This window comes from Streptomyces sp. NPDC001100, assembly GCF_053598575.1.
Genome location: NZ_JBSFKO010000023.1, coordinates 18,966 through 35,770, shown reverse-complemented (window position 1 = coordinate 35,770; position 16,805 = coordinate 18,966). Strand labels below are relative to the sequence as shown.

The 16,805-nt window shown below is 69.8% G+C and carries 19 protein-coding genes; 2 read left to right on the top strand and 17 right to left on the bottom strand.

Translation table 11 applies throughout. From position 1 onward, the window contains the following. Nucleotides 1-8: 8 nt before the first annotated feature. From ACWDEW_RS29610 to ACWDEW_RS29565, 10 genes are all read right to left on the bottom strand, one after another. Nucleotides 9-1,037: a methionine synthase II (cobalamin-independent)-like protein gene (locus ACWDEW_RS29610; protein ID WP_450516566.1), complete on the bottom strand. Its 1,029-nt coding sequence runs from the start codon at nucleotides 1,035-1,037 to the stop codon at nucleotides 9-11. A gap of 3 nt (nucleotides 1,038-1,040) precedes the next feature. Then, on the bottom strand, nucleotides 1,041-1,523 hold the full coding sequence (locus ACWDEW_RS29605) for a GlcG/HbpS family heme-binding protein (protein WP_450516564.1): 483 nt from the start codon (nucleotides 1,521-1,523) through the stop codon (nucleotides 1,041-1,043). Then, a complete protein-coding gene (locus ACWDEW_RS29600) occupies nucleotides 1,520-2,305 on the bottom strand; it encodes an alpha/beta fold hydrolase (protein ID WP_450516562.1) in 786 nt (261 codons plus the stop codon). The genes ACWDEW_RS29605 and ACWDEW_RS29600 overlap by 4 nt, the downstream gene beginning before the upstream one ends. Before the next feature lie 25 nt (nucleotides 2,306-2,330). Then, entirely contained in the window at nucleotides 2,331-2,702 is a 372-nt protein-coding gene (locus ACWDEW_RS29595) for a VOC family protein (RefSeq protein ID WP_043663869.1), read from the bottom strand. After that, nucleotides 2,699-3,469 (bottom strand): fumarylacetoacetate hydrolase family protein, encoded by a 771-nt coding sequence (locus ACWDEW_RS29590; RefSeq protein ID WP_450516559.1) that lies wholly within the window; start codon nucleotides 3,467-3,469, stop codon nucleotides 2,699-2,701. The genes ACWDEW_RS29595 and ACWDEW_RS29590 overlap by 4 nt, the downstream gene beginning before the upstream one ends. A gap of 6 nt (nucleotides 3,470-3,475) precedes the next feature. Further along, nucleotides 3,476-4,924 (bottom strand): NAD-dependent succinate-semialdehyde dehydrogenase, encoded by a 1,449-nt coding sequence (locus ACWDEW_RS29585; RefSeq protein WP_450516557.1) that lies wholly within the window; start codon nucleotides 4,922-4,924, stop codon nucleotides 3,476-3,478. Nucleotides 4,925-4,963: 39 nt separating this feature from the next. Next, nucleotides 4,964-5,881 carry a VOC family protein gene (locus ACWDEW_RS29580; RefSeq protein WP_450516555.1) on the bottom strand — a complete coding sequence of 306 codons (918 nt, stop codon included), beginning with the start codon at nucleotides 5,879-5,881 and terminating at the stop codon, nucleotides 4,964-4,966. Between the two features lie 98 nt (nucleotides 5,882-5,979). Next, on the bottom strand, nucleotides 5,980-6,891 hold the full coding sequence (locus ACWDEW_RS29575) for a LysR family transcriptional regulator (RefSeq protein ID WP_450516553.1): 912 nt from the start codon (nucleotides 6,889-6,891) through the stop codon (nucleotides 5,980-5,982). A 255-nt stretch (nucleotides 6,892-7,146) separates the two neighbouring features. Beyond that, a complete protein-coding gene (locus tag ACWDEW_RS29570; protein ID WP_450516551.1) occupies nucleotides 7,147-7,773 on the bottom strand; it encodes a substrate-binding domain-containing protein in 627 nt (208 codons plus the stop codon). A 30-nt stretch (nucleotides 7,774-7,803) separates the two neighbouring features. After that, a complete protein-coding gene (locus ACWDEW_RS29565; protein ID WP_450516755.1) occupies nucleotides 7,804-8,376 on the bottom strand; it encodes a carboxymuconolactone decarboxylase family protein in 573 nt (190 codons plus the stop codon). A 233-nt stretch (nucleotides 8,377-8,609) separates the two neighbouring features. Between ACWDEW_RS29565 and ACWDEW_RS29560 the strand changes: the two genes are divergently transcribed. After that, nucleotides 8,610-9,020 (top strand): cupin domain-containing protein, encoded by a 411-nt coding sequence (locus ACWDEW_RS29560; RefSeq protein WP_450516549.1) that lies wholly within the window; start codon nucleotides 8,610-8,612, stop codon nucleotides 9,018-9,020. Between the two features lie 56 nt (nucleotides 9,021-9,076). Here the strand turns inward: ACWDEW_RS29560 and ACWDEW_RS29555 are convergent, their stop codons facing one another. The 7 genes from ACWDEW_RS29555 to ACWDEW_RS29525 form a co-directional block, all read right to left on the bottom strand. Beyond that, nucleotides 9,077-10,414 (bottom strand): MFS transporter, encoded by a 1,338-nt coding sequence (locus ACWDEW_RS29555; protein WP_450516547.1) that lies wholly within the window; start codon nucleotides 10,412-10,414, stop codon nucleotides 9,077-9,079. Nucleotides 10,415-10,539: 125 nt separating this feature from the next. Then, a complete protein-coding gene (locus tag ACWDEW_RS29550) occupies nucleotides 10,540-11,490 on the bottom strand; it encodes a catechol 2,3-dioxygenase (RefSeq protein WP_450516545.1) in 951 nt (316 codons plus the stop codon). Beyond that, on the bottom strand, nucleotides 11,471-12,598 hold the full coding sequence (locus ACWDEW_RS29545; RefSeq protein WP_450516543.1) for a 4-oxalomesaconate tautomerase: 1,128 nt from the start codon (nucleotides 12,596-12,598) through the stop codon (nucleotides 11,471-11,473). Before ACWDEW_RS29545 ends, ACWDEW_RS29550 begins: the two co-directional genes overlap by 20 nt. Then, complete coding sequence (locus ACWDEW_RS29540; protein ID WP_450516541.1) at nucleotides 12,595-13,299, bottom strand: 4-carboxy-4-hydroxy-2-oxoadipate aldolase/oxaloacetate decarboxylase; 705 nt, start codon at nucleotides 13,297-13,299, stop codon at nucleotides 12,595-12,597. Before ACWDEW_RS29540 ends, ACWDEW_RS29545 begins: the two co-directional genes overlap by 4 nt. 2 nt (nucleotides 13,300-13,301) lie before the next feature. Further along, nucleotides 13,302-14,087, bottom strand: coding sequence for a PIG-L deacetylase family protein (locus tag ACWDEW_RS29535; protein ID WP_450516539.1), 786 nt, complete (start codon nucleotides 14,085-14,087; stop codon nucleotides 13,302-13,304). A gap of 61 nt (nucleotides 14,088-14,148) precedes the next feature. Continuing rightward, nucleotides 14,149-14,799, bottom strand: coding sequence for a GntR family transcriptional regulator (locus tag ACWDEW_RS29530; protein ID WP_262062166.1), 651 nt, complete (start codon nucleotides 14,797-14,799; stop codon nucleotides 14,149-14,151). Nucleotides 14,800-14,963: 164 nt separating this feature from the next. Beyond that, complete coding sequence (locus ACWDEW_RS29525; protein ID WP_450516537.1) at nucleotides 14,964-15,818, bottom strand: LysR family transcriptional regulator; 855 nt, start codon at nucleotides 15,816-15,818, stop codon at nucleotides 14,964-14,966. Nucleotides 15,819-15,886: 68 nt separating this feature from the next. Here ACWDEW_RS29525 and ACWDEW_RS29520 point away from each other — a divergent pair, with 68 nt between their 5' ends. Continuing rightward, nucleotides 15,887-16,786, top strand: a complete 900-nt coding sequence (locus ACWDEW_RS29520; protein ID WP_450516535.1) for an EamA family transporter — start codon at nucleotides 15,887-15,889, stop codon at nucleotides 16,784-16,786. Nucleotides 16,787-16,805: the final 19 nt, after the last annotated feature.

Sequence of the window (16,805 nt, the reverse complement as noted above, 5' to 3'; positions counted from 1 at the left end):
CGTCCCCGTCAGAACTCGTTGCCCCAGACATACCGGGCGATCGTCTCCACCAGCTCGATCTTCCGGCGCTGTTCCTCGATGCTCAGCAGCGGCCGGCTCGCCACGTCGGCGAAGCCCCGGGACGGCGCTACGGCCCCGTCCTCCAGGTCCTTGAACTCGCCGACCGCGTCGATCCTCGCCATCACCGTGTCGATGTCCTCCAGCGCGGGCACGGTAGCGTCGACGACACCCAGGCAGAAGTCACGGTCCTCGGGCAGGGCCTCGACCAGGGCGAGTTCGGCCGGGGTGCCCTGGTCGAAGGGCAGGATCCAGCGGTCCGCGCCGATCGTGCCGTAGAGCTTCTCGGCGCGGGACAGGTCGACCGCTGCCGGGGCGACCGGGCCGGGGGCCACGCCGATCCGTACGCCCTCGGGGGGCTCGTCCAGGCGTACCGCCAGAGCGTCGACGGCGAGTGCGTCCTCGAAGGAGAGCACGCCGGGGTCGGCCTGTTCCGTGGCCAACTGCCCCAGCAGAAGGGGATTGTTGAGCTGGATCAGGCGCACGCCTTTGGAGACCAGCAGCTCTATCTCGGCGAGGACGATCTCCGCGAGCGCCTCCCCCAACTCCCTTGCGGAGGACGGGCCGAGACCGGGCTGGAAGGTGGTGGCGGCGAGGTACGCGGGCGAGGGCAGCGAGGCCTTCGGGGCGATCACCGTCAGTTCGGCGAGCCGCGTCGCCCAGTCCGCGAGCAGCGGGCCGTTGGCCTTCGGGAGCGACTCCGCGACCCAGCGCACCAGGCCGTCGGCGTCGGTCTCGTCCGTACGCCGGAAGCCTGACACTCCGTCAAAGACCGCGCTGCGGAAGTCCTCTCGGGGGAAGTCACCGTCGGTGACGACGGTGGAGCGCAGCTTGCGCTGGAAGACGACGGCCTCCTTGACCGCCTGAAGTTCCGCCTCCTTCAGCGCTTCGGGGTCACCGGCCGCGCGTGCGGCGGTCAGCTCGGCGGGGCGGACCAGACTGCCCTGGTGGTCGATGCGGTAGTTGAACGTATCCGCCATGACTCATGCGTCCTTTCCGGGCGAGGACGGGGCGGGCCTGCCCACGACTCCCCAGGCGGCGAACTCCAGTTCGTAGCCGAGCGAGGCGAGGACCTCCTCGGCGATCTGCTGGTCCTCGTCGGCGGTGCCGCCGGCGATACCGAGGCCGCCGATGATCTCGCCGTCCTTCTTGATGGTGAGGCTGCCCTCGGTGGCCATGATCGGCATTGAGGCGCCGGGGAGTTGGGAGAGCTGGGAGAAGAAGACCGGCTGGCTCTCCTGCCACTTCTTCAGCATCTTGCCGGGCCGCTGCATGATGGCCGCCGTGTACGCCTTGGCGCGGGCGATGTCCGGGGTGAGCGGGCGGGCGCCGTCCGGGCGGCGGATGGCGATCGGGAAGCCGCCGGCGTCCACGACGGCGACGCTCACCGCCTTCCCGAGGGCCTGGGCGCGTTTGTGGGCGGCGTCGATGATCTCCTCGGCGGCGTCCAGGGTGAGGCTGCTCATGCTGCTTCCTTCGGTGCGGTGAGGGTGCGGCGCAGGTGGGCGACGGCGGCGTTGTACTCGGCGGGCGTCTCCCAGTACATGGAGTGCGGGGCGTCCGGGACGATCTCCAGGTGCGAGCCGGGCAGCAGTTCGTGGGCGCGGGTCACGGTCTTCACGCTGAGCACCGCGTCCTTCTCGCCGGCGAGGAAGGCGACCTTGACGCCCGAGGCCTGGATGTCGTCCAGGGCCGGGCCGTTGGTGTCGAGGTTCCGCAGGTCCTGCATCTTGGCCACGTTGAACGTGCCCATCTGCTGGAAGAGGAAGGTGAGGTCGGCCCGTTCCTGCTGGAAGCGCTTCGTCAACAGGCGGTCGATGACCGGGAGTTTGACGGCCTCGGCGCGGTCGGCGGCGGCCAGTTCCTTCAGCTCGGGGTGGCTGATGCCGCCCAGCGAGTGGCCGAGCACGACGGAGCCGACCCGCTCGGGCCGCAGCAGTCCGGCGCGCAGGGCGGCGACGGAGCCGATGGACTGGCCGACCAGCATGGCGTCGGTCAGGTCCTCCTGGTCGAGGACGGCGACGACGTCACCGGGGAAGTCCTGGCCGTCGAACTCGGGCATGGAGGAGTCGGACTTGCCGAAGCCGCGCAGGTCCACGGTGACGACCGTGAACTCCTCGCGCAGCGCGGCCACTTGCTGCCACCAGGCGGCGTGGTGGCCGCCGCTGCCGTGCACGAACAGGATCGCCGGACCGCTGCCATGGCGCTCGTAGTAGATGGAGGTGCCGTCGGAGTCGGCGATGGGCATGGGGTGAACTCCTGTACGCGCGGGATCAGTTGGGGCGGCGGCCGTGGAAGACGAGCTCGATCATGGTGTGGTCGGGGTCGTGGATGTAGCAGAACTTCGACTGGTTCTCGGGCCGTTCGATCGGTCGGGTGTGCCGGATACCGAGGTCCGTGATGTGGGCGAGGAACTCGTCCCAGTCGTCGACCTCGACGGCGAAGTGATAGGGCGCCATGCGCTCCATCTCCTCGACCGGGGTGAAGTGGAGGTCGAAGTTGCCGCGGGTCATCAGCACCACGCGGGAGTTGGACTTGGGCATGATGCGCTTCATCCCGAAGACCTTCGTGTACCACTCGGCGGTCCGGTCGGGATCGGTGGTGGGGAAGTTGACGTGGTGGATGTAGCGGGGTGCGCTGCTCATGACGGGTTCCCTTCACTGTGTACGGGGTTGGACAGGACACCGATGCCGCTGATCTCGATGTCCACGGTGTCCCCGGGTTCGAGTTGGCAGGTGGACTCGGCGCCCATCCACAGCACGTCCCCCGGATGCATGGTGATGTGCTTGGTGAGTTCGACGATGTGGTCGAACGGGTCGAAGACCATGTCTCCGGTGGCGAACGAGGCGCGGACCTCCCCGTTCACACGGAGTGTCGTGGTCTGCGCGAGCGCGTCGACGTCGGTCTCCATCCACGGCCCCATGGGCTTGAACGTGTCGCTGTTCTTGCTGCGCCAGAAGGAGCGGTCCTGGTGCTGCCAGGTGCGGGCGCTGACGTCGTTGCCGATGGTCCAGCCGAAGACCGACTTGCGGGCCTCGTCGTAAGTGGCGTGCCGGAGCGTGCGACCGATGACGGCGACGAGTTCGGGCTCGGCCTCGAAGCGGCCCTCGACCCCGGCCGGCTTGACGATGGGTGAACGGTGGCCGGTGAGCGCGTTGTTGGCGCGGTAACCGACCTCGGGGCGGGTCGGGGTCTCGGCGCCGGCGTGCGCGATGTGGCGCGGGTAGTTCATGCCGACCGCGTAGAACACGGGCGGAACCACGACCGGCAGCCACTGGGCGTCGGCGACCGACACCGTACCGATGACGGTCGGGTCGCCGTCGAGAGGAGACTCGGACAGCAGCTCGATGTCCTCCTCCCCCACGCGGCCCCAGACCGCCCGGCCGCCGACCGCAACTCGCGTGTACCTCATGGCCGTTCAGCCCGCCAGCAGGTGGGAGACGCGCTTGGTGATCAGATAGGCGTCGAGGGCCTCCGGGCCACCCTCCCTGCCGTAGCCGCTCTCCTTCACGCCGCCGGAGGGGGCCTCGGCGACGGAACCGCCGCAGTGGTTGATGGAGAGGATGCCGGCCTCCAGCGTGTCCGAGAGCTTCTCGGCGGTGGCGGCGGACTCGGTGAACCCGTAGGCGGCAAGGCCGTAAGGCAGGGCGTTGGCAAGGGCCAGCGTCTCGTCCAGGTCGGTGAACGGGACGATCGGCGCGAGCGGGCCGAAGGGCTCCTCGTGCATCAGCCTCGCGTCGGCCGGTACGTCGGTGAGGACGGTCGGGGCGTAGAAGTAGCCGTCGCGCGCGAGGCGTTGGCCGCCGGTCAGTACCTTTGCGCCTCGCTCCACGGCATCCGTGACCAGGCTCTCCATGGCCTGCAGTCGGCGCTCGTTGGCCAGCGGGCCCATGGTGGTGTCCGCGTCGAGACCGTCTCCTACAGTGACCGATTGGGCGGCCTTCACGAACTCGGCGGTGAACGAGTCGACGATGCTCGCGTGGACGAAGAAGCGGCTCGGCGAGGTGCACACCTGGCCCGCGTTGAAGAACTTCGCCCGGGCCGCCTTGCGGGCGGACTTCACCGGGTCGGCGTCGGCGCAGACGATGACCGGGGCGTGGCCGCCGAGTTCCATCAGGGTGGGCTTCATGGCCTCGCCCGCCTGCGCCGCGAGGAGCTTGCCGACCGGGACCGAGCCGGTGAAGGCGACCAGGCGGATCCGCGGCGAGGGGATCAAGTGGGCGGAGACCTCGGCCGGTTCACCGAAGACGAGGTTGAGGACACCGGCCGGGAGTCCGGCGTCGGCGTAGCAGGCGACCAGGGCGGCGGCCGTGCCCGGGGTCTCTTCGGAGGCCTTGATGATCATCGAGCAGCCGGCGGAGAGGGCGGAGGAGAGCTTGCGGTTGGGGCCGCCGACGGGGAAGTTCCACGGCACGAACGCGGCCACGGGGCCGACGGGTTCGCGGCGGACGGTGAGGACGGTGCCGGGGGCGGACGGGATGATCCGGCCGTAGGCGCGGCGGGCGTCCTCGATGTGCCAGCGCAGGGTGTCGGCGGTGCGCAGGGCCTCGGTGGTGCCCTCGCGGAGCGGCTTGCCCTGCTCCTGGGCCATGATCCGGCCGATCTCGGGGGCGCGTTCGGTGATCAGGTCGGCGGCGGCGTGCAGGATCGCGGAGCGCTTGGCTATCGGGGTGGCGCGCCAGATGCGGAAGCCCTCGGTGGCCGCGTCGAGGGCGCGGTCGAGGTCGGCGGTGGTGGCGAGGGGTACGTCGCCGATCACCTTCTCGGTGGCCGGGTTCACGATCGGGGCGGTCCGTCCGGTGCCGCCCTGGCACCACTCGCCCGCGATGTACATGCGGACGGCGGGGTAGCCGTGGTCGGAGGTCATGAGTGGGTGCCCTCTCAGGCTGGAAAGGCGGGAGGAGAGTCAGGTGGCGGGGGCGTCCTGGTCGCGGTTGGAGCGCAGTGCCCAGATGTGGTGCGGCGGGGTGGTCTCGTGGACGCGGGTCTCGTAGGTGTCGTCGACGCGGTCCATGTCCGCCGCGTACTCGACGCGGCCTCCGCACGGGGCGTGGATGAACCGGAACACGTTCGAGCCGACGGTGTGTCGGCCGAGTCTGCGGGCCTCCCGCCAGCCGCGCTCGATCATGTGGTTGCCGCCCTCGATGACGTCGTCGAAGCCGGGGACCTCGTAGGCGATGTGGTTGACGCCGGCGCGGTCGGGGCGGTGGCACAGCAGCATGGTGTGCTGGTCGTCGTCGCCCGGTGCCTGCATGAAGACGCCCATCGGATCGACGACGTCGGTGGGCCGGAAGCCGAGCCGCTCGGTGTAGAACGCGACGGCCTCCTCGCGTCCCTCCTTGACGATGTTCAGCGCGACATGGCACATGCGCAGCGGGAAGGCCCGGGTGAGCGGTTCCAGCGCGGTGTTCCAGCGGTCGACGCTGCCCAGCGCGTTGGCGGGGCGGGGCGTGACGTCCGCGTTCTTCGGGCGGGCCAGGGTGAGTCCGACGCCGAAGCCGCTCTCGTCCACGGTGTGGAAGACCCCGTCGGCGCTCTCGTGGACCTTGCGGTCCCGGCCGGCCGCGGCGACCAGCCGGGCCAGTTCCTCGGAGGTGTCGACGCCCCAGACGACCTCACGGATCGTCGGCCCGGCCTCCACCGGCGGCGGCAGCAGCGGGCCCGGCACGGTGTCCAGGTGGAGGGTCTGTCCGGCGAGGGTCTCGAACACCGCGTGCTCCTCGGTGCGCTCCAGCAGGAACAGCCCGAAGTCGCCGAAGAAACGGACACATTCGTCTACGTCGTCGATGCCGTAGGTGACCGATTCGATTCTCTGGATTCCCATGGATGCCTCGTTTCGCGGGTCGCCCGGCGAGCCTAGATTTCAGGGCGTGAAGGCCTCAATGGTCCGAGCTCGACTGAATTCGCAATCGTTTCTTGCGGCTACGCGCGGATGGCCGGAATGGGGTTCTGCGAGAACCATTCGGCGAGGAAGTCCAGGAAGACGCTGACCTTGCGCGGGGTGGCCTGGCCGGGGCCGTAGATCGCGAAGAGCGGGCGGTCGGGTACGGCGAGCTCCGGCAGCAGGACCTTGAGGGCGCCGGAGAGGAGGTCGTCGTAGGCCGGGCGCTGTGGGAGCAGGGCGATGCCGCGGCCGTGTACGGCGGCCTTCTGGAGCGCGAGGTAGGAGTTGGAGGAGAACGCCACGTTGCGGATCTTGTGCAGGGTGCTGGTGTGTCCGTGGCCGATGCGCCAGACCGGGTCGTTGACGTGGACGAGGCACTCGTGGTGGGCGAGGCCGTTGGGCTCGGTGAGCGGGCCGCAGCGCTCCAGGTACTTCTCGGAGGCGCAGAGCACGAAGGGCAGGGAGGCGATCTTCTTCAGCCGGACGCTGGAGTCCCGTAGATCCCTGGTGTGGAAGGCGACGTCGAAGCCGCTGTCCAGGAAGTCGTACGTGCGGTCCGACATGCCGCCCAGTTCGAAGCGGACGTGGATCTTGGGGTGGGCGGCGGAGAACGCGGCGATCGCGTCTCCGAGGTCCAGGCTGCCTATCCACTTGGGGCAGATGATGCTCAGGGTGCCCTCGGCGCGGTCGTGGAGGTGTGAGATGACGGCGTCCTCGGCCTCGATCTCGTCGAGGATGCGGGAGGCGAACTCGGCGTACCGGAGCCCCGGCTCGGTGAGGCTCACCGAGCGGGCGGTGCGGTTGACGAGGCGGACGCCCACCTGTCGCTCCAGCTCGGCGACATGGCGCGAGACGAGGGAGCCCGACGAGCCGAGCTTCTTGGCGGCGCCGCTGAAGCTGCCGGTCTGTGCGACGGTGACGAAGCTGTGCATGAGGAGCAGCCGGTCCATGATTCCTCCGGAGGCCCAGGTGTGCCAGGGGTGGGCCCCGGCGGCGGTGCCGGTCGTACGTAGGGGTCCGGCGGGATCCGGAACGTCCTTGCAGCGGCTCTGTCAGGACATTCCGGCGGCGTGCCGGACGGGCGGCTCGGGACAGGGCGGGGACAGGCATCGCTGCCCACGCGGCTGCGCTACTTGGGGCAGTACTGGGGTGCCTTGTTCAGGTTGTCCTTGGTGACCAACAAAAGAGGAATGTTGGCAATCTTGTCAACCTTCTTCTTGGCCAGGAGTCCGACGGCGTTCTTGACCGCGGTCTGCCCGATCGACATGGTTCGCGACGGTGGCGGAGAGCCGTCCGTCCTTGACGGCGGCCAGGTCCTCGTCCGTGCCGTTGGCGATCACGATCTTCACGTCCTTCTTGCCTGCCGCGTCGAACGCCTTCCGGGCGGCCAGCGCCATGTCCTCCGAGGCGACGAACGCGTACTGCAGGCCGGGGTGTGCCTGGATCATGTTCTCGGCCATGTCCTGCGCCTTCACCGGATTGAACATACCCGGCTGGTTCGCGACCACCTTCGCGGTGCTCGGCAGCGCCTTCGTGAAGCCGCCCACCATCAGGTCGGAGGCCGCGCCGGGCGCCCCCGCGATCACGCCGACCCGGACGTTCTTGCCGCCCGCGTCCTGCGCGATCCAGCCGGCGTCCAGGGCGCCGAGCTTCCCCAGGTCGGCGACGGCCAGCACCTCGTCGATGTAGTGCGGGATGTAGACGACGGCCACGCCCTCGTCGCGCAGGGTGCGGGCCAACTCCCGTATCTGGTGGGCTGCTTCGGCGCTGAGACAGGCGGTCGGTTCGTCGAGGATCAGGATGCGGCCCCCGCGGCGGACCTCGCGGGCCACCGCGAAGTACCGCGTCTCCCCCCGGGGTTGTCACGGGCGTGGCTCGGTGCCGTCGGGGCCGTCCGGGGCAACACGGGCGTAGCCACGGATGTCCGGGAACGGGGGTTCCTTGTCGGCCTGGAGGTCCACCTGGAAGGTGTTGAGGCACATACCGAGCATGGTGAAGTTGCCGAGCGCGCCGATGGTGTCGACGAGGCCCTTGGAGCCGAAGTGCTCCAGTGCGGCGGCGAAGGTGTCGTCGGTGACGAAGTGGTCGTCGAGGATCTCGCGGCAGAACTGGTAGAAGGCCTGGTCCGCTTCGTTGTCGAAGACCGCCTCGCGCTTCTCGGCGATCGCCTTGACGGCGGCCTCCGGGATGCCGGCCTCGATCGCCTGGTGCACATGGGCGTTCCAGGAGTACTGCGCGTCCCAGTTGCGGGCGGCCATCAGCAGGGTGAGTTCGCTGAGGTGCTTGGGGAGGCTGCTGTCGAAGCGGGCGAACGCACCGAGGGATTCGGCCCGTTCGCACATCTCCGGGCTGTGCAGCCAGACCCGGAAGGGTCCGCGGACCGCGCCGCGCCGGCCGGCGATGCGGGCGGCCAGTTCCTGCTGGCGCGGGTCCATTTCCTCTTCGGTGAGAACGGGGAGCCTCATGGGCCGATACCTGCCTTTTCATTCCGGCGCGTTACGTGCACGGTTCGTGGAGCCGTGCGATGCGAGCCGACGCTACAGCCGGGTCCGGAAAGCTCACCCCCCTGGAAATGCAAGGTAAAGCTGCACGCCAGAGGGCACCCATTCCCCCGCGCGAGGCCTAACGTCGTTCGACGCAGAAGTGTGTAAGCGGAAAGGAACTCCGGATGACCACGATCATCAAGGTCGCGTCCGTGCCCGTGCTCGACCGGGGCGGAGCCGTCGCCTCGACCCCCCTCATCACGACGCCGTCGGCGGGCGGGGAGAACCTGATCACCAGTGGCATGAGCGTCTATCCGGTCGGCTCCGGCGCGCCATTGCACTCGCACAACTGCGACGAGCACGTGACGGTCCTGGAGGGCGAGGCGGAGGTGTGGGTCGACGGCGAGGTGACGCGCCTGGAGCAGTACGACACGACGTACGTCCCCTCACCCATCCCGCATCTGTTCCGGAACGTGGGCGACACCCCGCTGCGCATCCTGTGGGTGTACTCGTCGGGGTACGTGACCCGGACGTTCACGGAGACCGGCAAGACGGTGGAACACCTGTCCGCGGAGGACCAGATGGGCAAGGACTGACCCGCCGCACACGGAGGCGCCCGCGTCCTTCGACGCGGGCGCCTCCGTGTTTCACCTCAGTGGGCGGAGACCAACTCCTGCTCCACGCCGGTTCGTTCCGCCTGCTTGGAGCTGCGCAGGGCCGCGATACCGATGAACACCATGGACGACAGACCGGCGATGGCGAAGGACGTGAAGCCCCAGTCGCCGTTGCCGGAGGCGAGCAGCTGGCCGCCGAGCCACGGGCCGAAGACGGCGCCGAAGCGGCCCATGCCGGAGGTCCAGCCGACGGCGGTGGCGCGGTTGTCGGGGGCGGAGCGGATGGAGACCGTCGCGTAGATCATCGTCTGGGCGCTGTTGAGGAAGACGCCGGTGAGGAAGACGACCAGCATCGTGACGGCCTGGTCCATGTGGACACCGAGCAGGAAGACACCCACTGCGGTGAGCGCGAACCAGATCGACGAGATGCGCGGGGCACCGAAGCGGTCGGCCGCGCGACCCGCCGCGAGCATGCCCACGATGCCGCCGAGGTTGAAGACGACGACGAAGGTGAGGGCGTCGGCGAGCGCGTAGCCCTCGGAGCGCATCAGGGTGGGCAGCCAGGTGGCGACGCCGTAGACGAGGAGCAGGCCACCGAAGGAGGCGAACCAGTACAGCAGGGTCTGGAGCCATTCGCCGCCGCGGAAGAGGTTGAGCAGGGCGTCCCAGCGGTCGGCCGCGGTCTTCTTGCCGGTGGCGGCGGGGAGTTCGACCTCGAAGCGCTCGGCGAGGGCGGTGGCCTCGCCGGTACGGCCCTTGGCGACCAGGAAGCTCAGCGACTCGGGCAGGAACTTCAGCAGGACCGGGACGAAGAGCAGCGGGAGGACGCAGACCCAGAAGGCGGCGCGCCAGCCGACCGGGTCCACCAGCCACTTGGCCACGTAGGCGGAGAGGATGCCGCCGGCGTGGTGGGCGGTCATCAGCATGCCGATGGTGAGGGCGGTCCGGCCGCGCGGGGCGTAGTCGGAGACCATGCTGATCGCGGTGGGCAGCAGTCCGCCGAGGCCGACGCCGGCGAGGGTGCGGCCGAGGCCGAAGACCTCGACGCTGCCGGAGACCGCGCAGATGCCGGAGGCCAGCGAGAACAGCGTCACGCAGGCGATCATCAGCTGCTTGCGGCCGATCCGGTCCGCGACCGTGCCCGCGGTCAGGGCGCCCACCAGCATGCCGAAGGTGGCGTAGCTGCCGAGGTCGCCGGCCTGGTCCGCGGTGAGACCGAAGGTCTTCGTCTCCAGCAGGTGCGGGAGCACCGAGCCGTAGATGAACATGTCGAGGCCGTCGAAGAGGACGGCCAGCCAGCACAGGCCGATGACCAGGAGGGCCAGTCGGCTGCCGCGGGCGGACAGAGCGGGGGACGGGGAGGGGGAGGAAGACATCGTTGGTTACCTCTCGTGCTTGGTGCGCCAGACGCTAAGGAGTCACCCCCGCGATAGTCAACGTTTTTGTCAACAATCTCATCGACAATCGTGTGGGGTGGCTCCGGGCGGCTTCCGCGCGTCGCTCAGCCGACCGGCGGAGTCCCGTGCGTGTGGAAGGACTCGATGGTCTTCAGGCCCCAGGCCTGCCCCTTCTTCCGCTCGTCCTCGGTCCAGGTGATCAGCGGCCAGTCGGGCGCCAGGACGAGTCGGGTCAGCGGGTTGCACAACTCGATGCGGTTGCCGCCGGGTTCGTAGACGTAGAGGAAGAACGTCTGCTGGATGGCGTGCTTGTGCGGCCCCGTCTCGATGAACACGCCTGTGTCGATGGCGAGATCGGCCGCGCGCAGGATGTCCTCACGGGTGTCGGTCGCGAAGGCGATGTGGTGCAGCCGCCCGGTCGAACCGGTCCAGTCCTCGGTGTAGACGACGTCGTAGGACTTGTTGGTGTACGTCAGCCAACGCGCCGCGATCCGCCCGCTGTTGAGCCGGATCTGCTCCGTCGGCCTTGCGCCCAGCACGTGTTGCTGGAACTCGGCACTCGAAAGCACGTCCGCGGCAAGGAAGTTGATGTGGTCGAGGCGGCGGACCCCGACGCCCCGGTTGGGTTTGGCCTGCGGCTGGTTCTTCAGGGCCGGTTTCAGCTCGTCGGGGGCCCGGTAGTGCTCGCTCTCCCAGTACAGGGCGTGCTCGTGGCCGTCCGGGTCGGTGGTGACGTAGAGCTTGCCGAGGCCGGGTTCGTCCTCGACCCATCGCCCGGTGCCGCCCGCGTCCTCGATCGCCGTGACACGGCGCTGGAGGGCCTCCTCGCTGGAGGTGCGCAGGGCGAGGCGGCCGAGGCCGGGCTGTGCGCGGGCGGTGAGGACCAGGCTGTGGTGCTCGTAGTCGTCGTAGGTCCGGAGGTAGACGGTGTCGCCGTCCTGCCCGTTGACGGTCAGCCCGAGGTAGTCGGTGAAGAAGGCGACACTCGCGTCCAGGTCCGGGGTGAAGAGCTGGGCGTGGCCGATATGGGCGATGTCACCGAGCGGCGGAGCCATCGTTGCCTCCAAGGGGGTGTGCGGGTGCGGGAGTCGGAGCGGCGGGCCGGGGGAAGACCGTGCCGTCGAAGATCTTTCGGGCGGTGCGTACGACCGCGGTTCTGCGGACCACGGGAGCGGACCCTGCGGATCCGAGCTCGACGCCAGTTTCGATGTCCAGGAATCCGCTGGGATGCTCGATGCGAATTCGGTCACTTTGTTCCGTGACGTCCGCGATGCCCTCCCCCACCCCGCCGGGCAGGAGCAGTCCCGCCGCCACGCTCGCGGCGCCGAGGACGCCGATCGAGGTGTGGCAGCGCACGGGGATGAAGGTGCGGGTCATGACGGCTCCGCCGTCCCGGGGCGGCGCCAGCAGGCTGAGCTTGGGAACCGTCGTGTTCTCGACGTCGCCGAGGCCCATCAGCTTGCCCGCCTCCAGACGGATCTCCCGGAGGCGGTCGGCGAGAGTGAGGTTCTCCTCCAGGTCCTTGGGGCTCTCGTAGCCGGTGACGTCCAGTGCGGCGGCCTCGATCAGGACGACCGGCATGCCGTTGTCGACGCACGTCACCTCGGTGCCGGCGATGACGTCCCGGATCCGTCCCGTCGGCAGCAACGGGCTTGTGCCCTGCGGGAATTCGATCACCACTGGGGCCGCGGTGCCGGGCACGCCGGAGATCTCGGCGGTGCCGGTGTAGTCCACCCGCCCGCCGGGAGTGGAGAAGGTGGCAATGGCCAGTTCCCCGGTGTTGAGCATGCGGATACGGACGGACGTCTCGCCGTCACCGGGGGCCACGAGCCCCCGCTCCACGGCGAACGGCCCTATTCCGGCGAGGATGTTGCCGCAGTTCTGCCGGTCGGTGACCTCGGGGCGGTCGACGGCGACCTGGAGGAACAGGTAGTCGACGTCGGCCTCGGGGGCGGCCGAGACGGAGACCACGCCGACCTTGCTGGTGAGCGGGTGGGCGCCGCCCAGGCCGTCGATCTGGCGCGGGTCGGGGCTGCCCATGACGCGCAGCAGCAGGTCGTCGCGCACGGCGGGGTCGGCGGGGAGGTCCTCGGCCAGGAAGTAGGCGCCCTTGGAGGTGCCGCCGCGCATCAGCATGCAGCGCACCTCCGCGGGCCCGGTCACGACCCGGCTCCGGTGTACTCCTCGTACGACCGGTACTCGACGCCGAGTTGCTTGAGGGTGTCGCGCAGCCCGTAGCGGTCCAGGCCGAGTTGGCCCTCCAGGAACGCGGCGCGGGTGGCCGCTTCCTTGGCCTCGCGTGCCGCGGACCTCTCGGCGGTCTCGCGGGCCTTCTCGCGCGGGACGACCACCACGCCGTCGTCGTCGGCGACGATCACGTCGCCGGGGCGGACGACCTGGCCGTCGATGGCGACGGGCACGTTGACCGAGCCGCCGGTGGCCTTGACGGTGCCCTGCGAGGAGACGGCGCGGGACCAGGCGGCGAAGCCCATGTCGCGCAGTTCCTGGGTGTCGCGGATGCCGGTGTTGAGGACGACTCCGCGCACCCCGCGCTGCTGCAGCGCGGTGGCGAACAGTTCACCGAACAGGCCGTCGGTGCACGGGGAGGTGGTGGTGACGACGAGGATGTCCCCCTCGCCGCACTGCTCCACAGCCGCATGGATCATGAGGTTGTCGCCCGGCCAGCTGAGCACGGTGACGGCGGTGCCGGCGACCCGAACTCCCTGCTGGACAGGGCGAATTGAGGGGCCGAGCAGGCCCGTACGACCCATGGCCTCGCTGACGGTGGCCACACCGAAGGCGGCCAGCGCCTCGACGTCCTTCGCGTCCGCCTTCGGCGGGTTGGTGACGATCACACCGCCCATGGCTATGCCAGCTCCTTCGCGATCTGCGGGTACGGACGCATGTACGCCTCGGCCATCGTCTTGTGGGCCAGGCCCAGGTTCGGGCCGGCGTTCCGCTTGAGCTGGACCCCGCGGCGGACGGCGAGGTCGGTGTAGTAGTCCCACAGGTGCTGCTGCGCGCCGAGGCACTCCATCGCCTTGCGCTTGGTGTCCCAGACCTCGGTGATGTCGAGGAGGACCTGGGGCCTGAAGCCGCTCATCTCGGGCTGGTGCGGCTCGAAGTAGAAGACCGGCGGGGCGCCGATGATCTCGCCCTCGCCGGGGTAGCCGATGGCCTGCGCCAGGACGCGGGCCTCCAGCGCCATCCGGTTGGCGGCCGGGTGGTCGCCGTTGTACGGGTCCTCGGAGGGGTGGGTGAGCACGACGTCCGGCTGCGTGGCGCGGTAGACGGCGACGAGTTCGTCGGTCAGCTCGGCGGTGGCGACCAGGGGGTAGTCGCCGGCGTCGAAGAAACGGACCTCGGCGCCGAGGGTGGCCGCCGCTCGCTCGGCCTCGTCCCTCCGTATCGCCTTGATCTCGTCCAGCTGCTTGCCCTCGCGCCATGCCTTGGCGGACTCGCCGCGCTCGCCGAAGGTCAGACAGGCAATGGTGACCTTCTCGCCACGGGCGGCAGCCAGGGCGATGGCTCCGCCCGCCCGCCACACGAAGTCCCCGGCGTGCGCCGTGACGACGAGTGTCGATCGTGATGGGGGTCCCCCCGCGCGAGCGTCGTCGGGCGTGGGGGAGGCGGGCGCGTTGCCGTGCGTCATTGCGTCAATCTCCTTGGTGGACAGGTGTGCGCCCGCCCCAGGCGTGCCGAGCCGCCGCGCCTCAGTCGCGCAACGCCTCGATCACACTGGTGAGATGGGCGCGGACGGCCGCCTCGGCCGCCTGCGGGTCCCTGGCCGTGATCGCCTCGATCATGGCCAGATGCTCGTTCAGGGACTGCTGCGGACGCCCTGGCCGCAGCGCCAACTGGAAGCGGTGACGCACCAGTTGGGCATTGAGCCGCTCCAGCAGGGCCAAGGCCGTCTGCTGGCCGGAGAACTCCCGGACCTTGTCGTGCAGTTCGTGGTTGAGCTCGGAGTACGTCACCGGCTCGCCGTCGGCCACGGCCTTGGTCATGGCCCGGCCCAGGTCCGCCAGTTCGGTCAGCTGCTCGTCGCTGGCCGCGACGGCCGCCTTGGCCGCGCACAGTCCCTCCAGGACCATGCGGCACTCCGTGATGGCGACCGCTTCCTCCACGGTCACCACCCGCACCCGGGAGCCCCGGTTGCGGATCCGCTCGACCAGTCCTTCGGCCGCCAGATCGATCAACGCCGCGCGGATGCTGGCCCGTGTCACATCGAGTTGCTCGGCGAGCTCGTTCTCCACCAGCCGCTGTGCCGGTGCCATGTCGCCGTGCAGGATCGCCTGCCGCAACTGCGTGAGCGCATGCTGCTTGGCCTGCTCCCCGGTGCTCGGACGGGCTTCTTTCGGCATCGCTGCCCTCCCTGAGTGAGTGCCTGTCGAACCTAAATCTAGCCAAACAAGATTGTCAACAATTTTGTCCGCCGTATTGCAGGCATGCTTCCGCCCATACTTACCCCAGACATGCCCCCACCCGCCCACGGACCGGCCGTGGGCGGCCGGTGAACCGCCTTCCGCTACGGCTCGCGGTAGAGCGCGGTGAGCAGTTCCAGCACGGCCTGGGTGGCGGGATGCGGATCGTCCTTCCACCAGGCGAGGCGTACGGCGATGGGCTCACCGTCGCGCACCGGGCGGTAGACCACTCCGGGCCGCGGGTACTGGTTGGCGGTCGATTCCGCGGTCGTGCCGACACTGCGGCCGGTGGCGATCACCGTGAGCCAGTCGTCCACGTCGTGGATGTCCTCGGTGACCGGGCGGGAGTCGGGCGGCCACAGGTCGGCGGTGGTGGTGCCGGTACGGCGGTCGACGAGGAGGGTGCGCCCGGCGAGGTCGGCCAGCCGGACCGAGCGGCGCCGCGCGAGGGAGTCGTCGGAGGCCATGGCGCACAGCCGCCGCTCCAGCCCGACGATGACCGACTCGAACCGCCGGTCGTCGAGGGGGCGGCGAACCACAGCCAGGTCGCAGGCGCCTTCACCGAGGCCCGAGGTGGCCGAGTTGACGCGGACCAGGTGCAGGTCGGTCTCCGGATACGCCCGGCTCCAGCGGCGCTGGAACGGGAGCGTGTGCCGGCCGAGCGCCGACCAGGCGTAGCCGATGCGGAGATGGGCGTGGCCCGAGGTGGCGTCCAGGACCAGGTCGTCGATCTCGGCGAGGACCCGCCGGGCGTGCGCGACCACTCGCAGTCCGGTGCTCGTCGGGGTCACCGATCGGGAGGTGCGTCTCAACAGCCTTACTCCCAGGGCTTGTTCGAGGGAGGCGAGGGTGCGGGAGACGGCGGCCTGGGAGACGCCGAGCGCGGAGGCCGCGTCCGTGAAGGTGCCTTCGTCGACGATCGCGACGAGACACCGCAACTGCCTCAGCTCCAGATCCATGACCTCAGCGTATAGATCGGCCGGCTGTTGCATTTTGCGCAAGTGTGGGTGAGGCGCACGATCGGAGCATGCCTGGAGCCTCCGCAGCGACAACTCCGTTGACCGGAACGTCACATGGCATCCCGCGGCCGTCTTCCCGGGTGGGCCTCGCCGGGGTGGCCACCATGGCCGGCAGCGGGCTGTCCAACCAGACCGGTGCCGCGCTCGGCTCCCTCGCCTTCCCCGTGATCGGGCCGGTGGGGGTCGTCGCGGTGCGCCAGTACGTCGCCGCGGCCGTGCTGTTCGCCGTGGGCAGGCCGCGGCTGCGGGAGTTCGCCTGGTGGCAGTGGTGGCCGGTCCTGCTGCTGGCGGTGGTGTTCGGAACGATGAACCTGTCCCTGTACACCGCGATCGACCGGGTCGGCCTCGGCCTGGCGGTGACGTTGGAGTTCCTGGGACCGCTGTCCATAGCGCTCGCGGCGACCCGGCGGCGGGTGGACGTCTGCTGGGCGCTCATCGCGGCGGCGGGTGTGGTGACGCTGATGCGCCCTCGCCCTTCGGCCGACTACCTGGGCATGGGGCTCGGACTGCTCGCCGCCACGTGCTGGGCGTCGTACATCCTGCTCAACCGGACCGTCGGCAGCCGCATCCCCGGGGCGCAGGGTTCGGCGGCCGCGGCCGGGGTCTCCGCGCTGATGTTCCTGCCGGTCGGGATCGTCGTCGCGGTCCACCATCCGCCGACGCTCACGGCGGCCGGGTGTGCGGTGGCGGCCGGGGTGCTCTCGTCGGCGGTACCGTATCTGGCCGATCTGTTCACGCTCCGCCGGGTGCCGGCTCCGGCCTTCGGGCTGTTCATGAGCGTCAACCCGGTGCTCGCCGCCGTGGTCGGGTGGATCGGCCTCGGTCAGCGGCTGGGCTGGGCGGAGTGGGCGGGCATCGGCGCCGTCGTGGCGGCGAACGCGCTGAGCATTCTCACGTCACGGGACTGAACCGGCCGAGGCCCGCCCT

Excerpts from the sequence above, each read along its gene's own strand:
- ACWDEW_RS29565 (WP_450516755.1), bottom strand. The coding sequence starts at position 8,376 with ATGGACCCGCGCCAGCAGGAACTGGCCGCCCGCATCGCCGGCCGGCGC.
- ACWDEW_RS29600 (WP_450516562.1), bottom strand. The coding sequence starts at position 2,305 with ATGCCCATCGCCGACTCCGACGGCACCTCCATCTACTACGAGCGCCAT.
- ACWDEW_RS29520 (WP_450516535.1), top strand. The coding sequence starts at position 15,887 with ATGCCTGGAGCCTCCGCAGCGACAACTCCGTTGACCGGAACGTCACAT.
- ACWDEW_RS29580 (WP_450516555.1), bottom strand. The coding sequence starts at position 5,881 with ATGGGAATCCAGAGAATCGAATCGGTCACCTACGGCATCGACGACGTA.
- ACWDEW_RS29525 (WP_450516537.1), bottom strand. The coding sequence starts at position 15,818 with ATGGATCTGGAGCTGAGGCAGTTGCGGTGTCTCGTCGCGATCGTCGAC.
- ACWDEW_RS29560 (WP_450516549.1), top strand. The coding sequence starts at position 8,610 with ATGACCACGATCATCAAGGTCGCGTCCGTGCCCGTGCTCGACCGGGGC.
- ACWDEW_RS29575 (WP_450516553.1), bottom strand. The coding sequence starts at position 6,891 with ATGGACCGGCTGCTCCTCATGCACAGCTTCGTCACCGTCGCACAGACC.
- ACWDEW_RS29540 (WP_450516541.1), bottom strand. The coding sequence starts at position 13,299 with ATGGGCGGTGTGATCGTCACCAACCCGCCGAAGGCGGACGCGAAGGAC.
- ACWDEW_RS29535 (WP_450516539.1), bottom strand. The coding sequence starts at position 14,087 with ATGACGCACGGCAACGCGCCCGCCTCCCCCACGCCCGACGACGCTCGC.
- ACWDEW_RS29585 (WP_450516557.1), bottom strand. The coding sequence starts at position 4,924 with ATGACCTCCGACCACGGCTACCCCGCCGTCCGCATGTACATCGCGGGC.
- ACWDEW_RS29605 (WP_450516564.1), bottom strand. The coding sequence starts at position 1,523 with ATGAGCAGCCTCACCCTGGACGCCGCCGAGGAGATCATCGACGCCGCC.
- ACWDEW_RS29595 (WP_043663869.1), bottom strand. The coding sequence starts at position 2,702 with ATGAGCAGCGCACCCCGCTACATCCACCACGTCAACTTCCCCACCACC.
- ACWDEW_RS29610 (WP_450516566.1), bottom strand. The coding sequence starts at position 1,037 with ATGGCGGATACGTTCAACTACCGCATCGACCACCAGGGCAGTCTGGTC.
- ACWDEW_RS29530 (WP_262062166.1), bottom strand. The coding sequence starts at position 14,799 with ATGCCGAAAGAAGCCCGTCCGAGCACCGGGGAGCAGGCCAAGCAGCAT.
- ACWDEW_RS29590 (WP_450516559.1), bottom strand. The coding sequence starts at position 3,469 with ATGAGGTACACGCGAGTTGCGGTCGGCGGCCGGGCGGTCTGGGGCCGC.
- ACWDEW_RS29550 (WP_450516545.1), bottom strand. The coding sequence starts at position 11,490 with ATGGCTCCGCCGCTCGGTGACATCGCCCATATCGGCCACGCCCAGCTC.
- ACWDEW_RS29555 (WP_450516547.1), bottom strand. The coding sequence starts at position 10,414 with ATGTCTTCCTCCCCCTCCCCGTCCCCCGCTCTGTCCGCCCGCGGCAGC.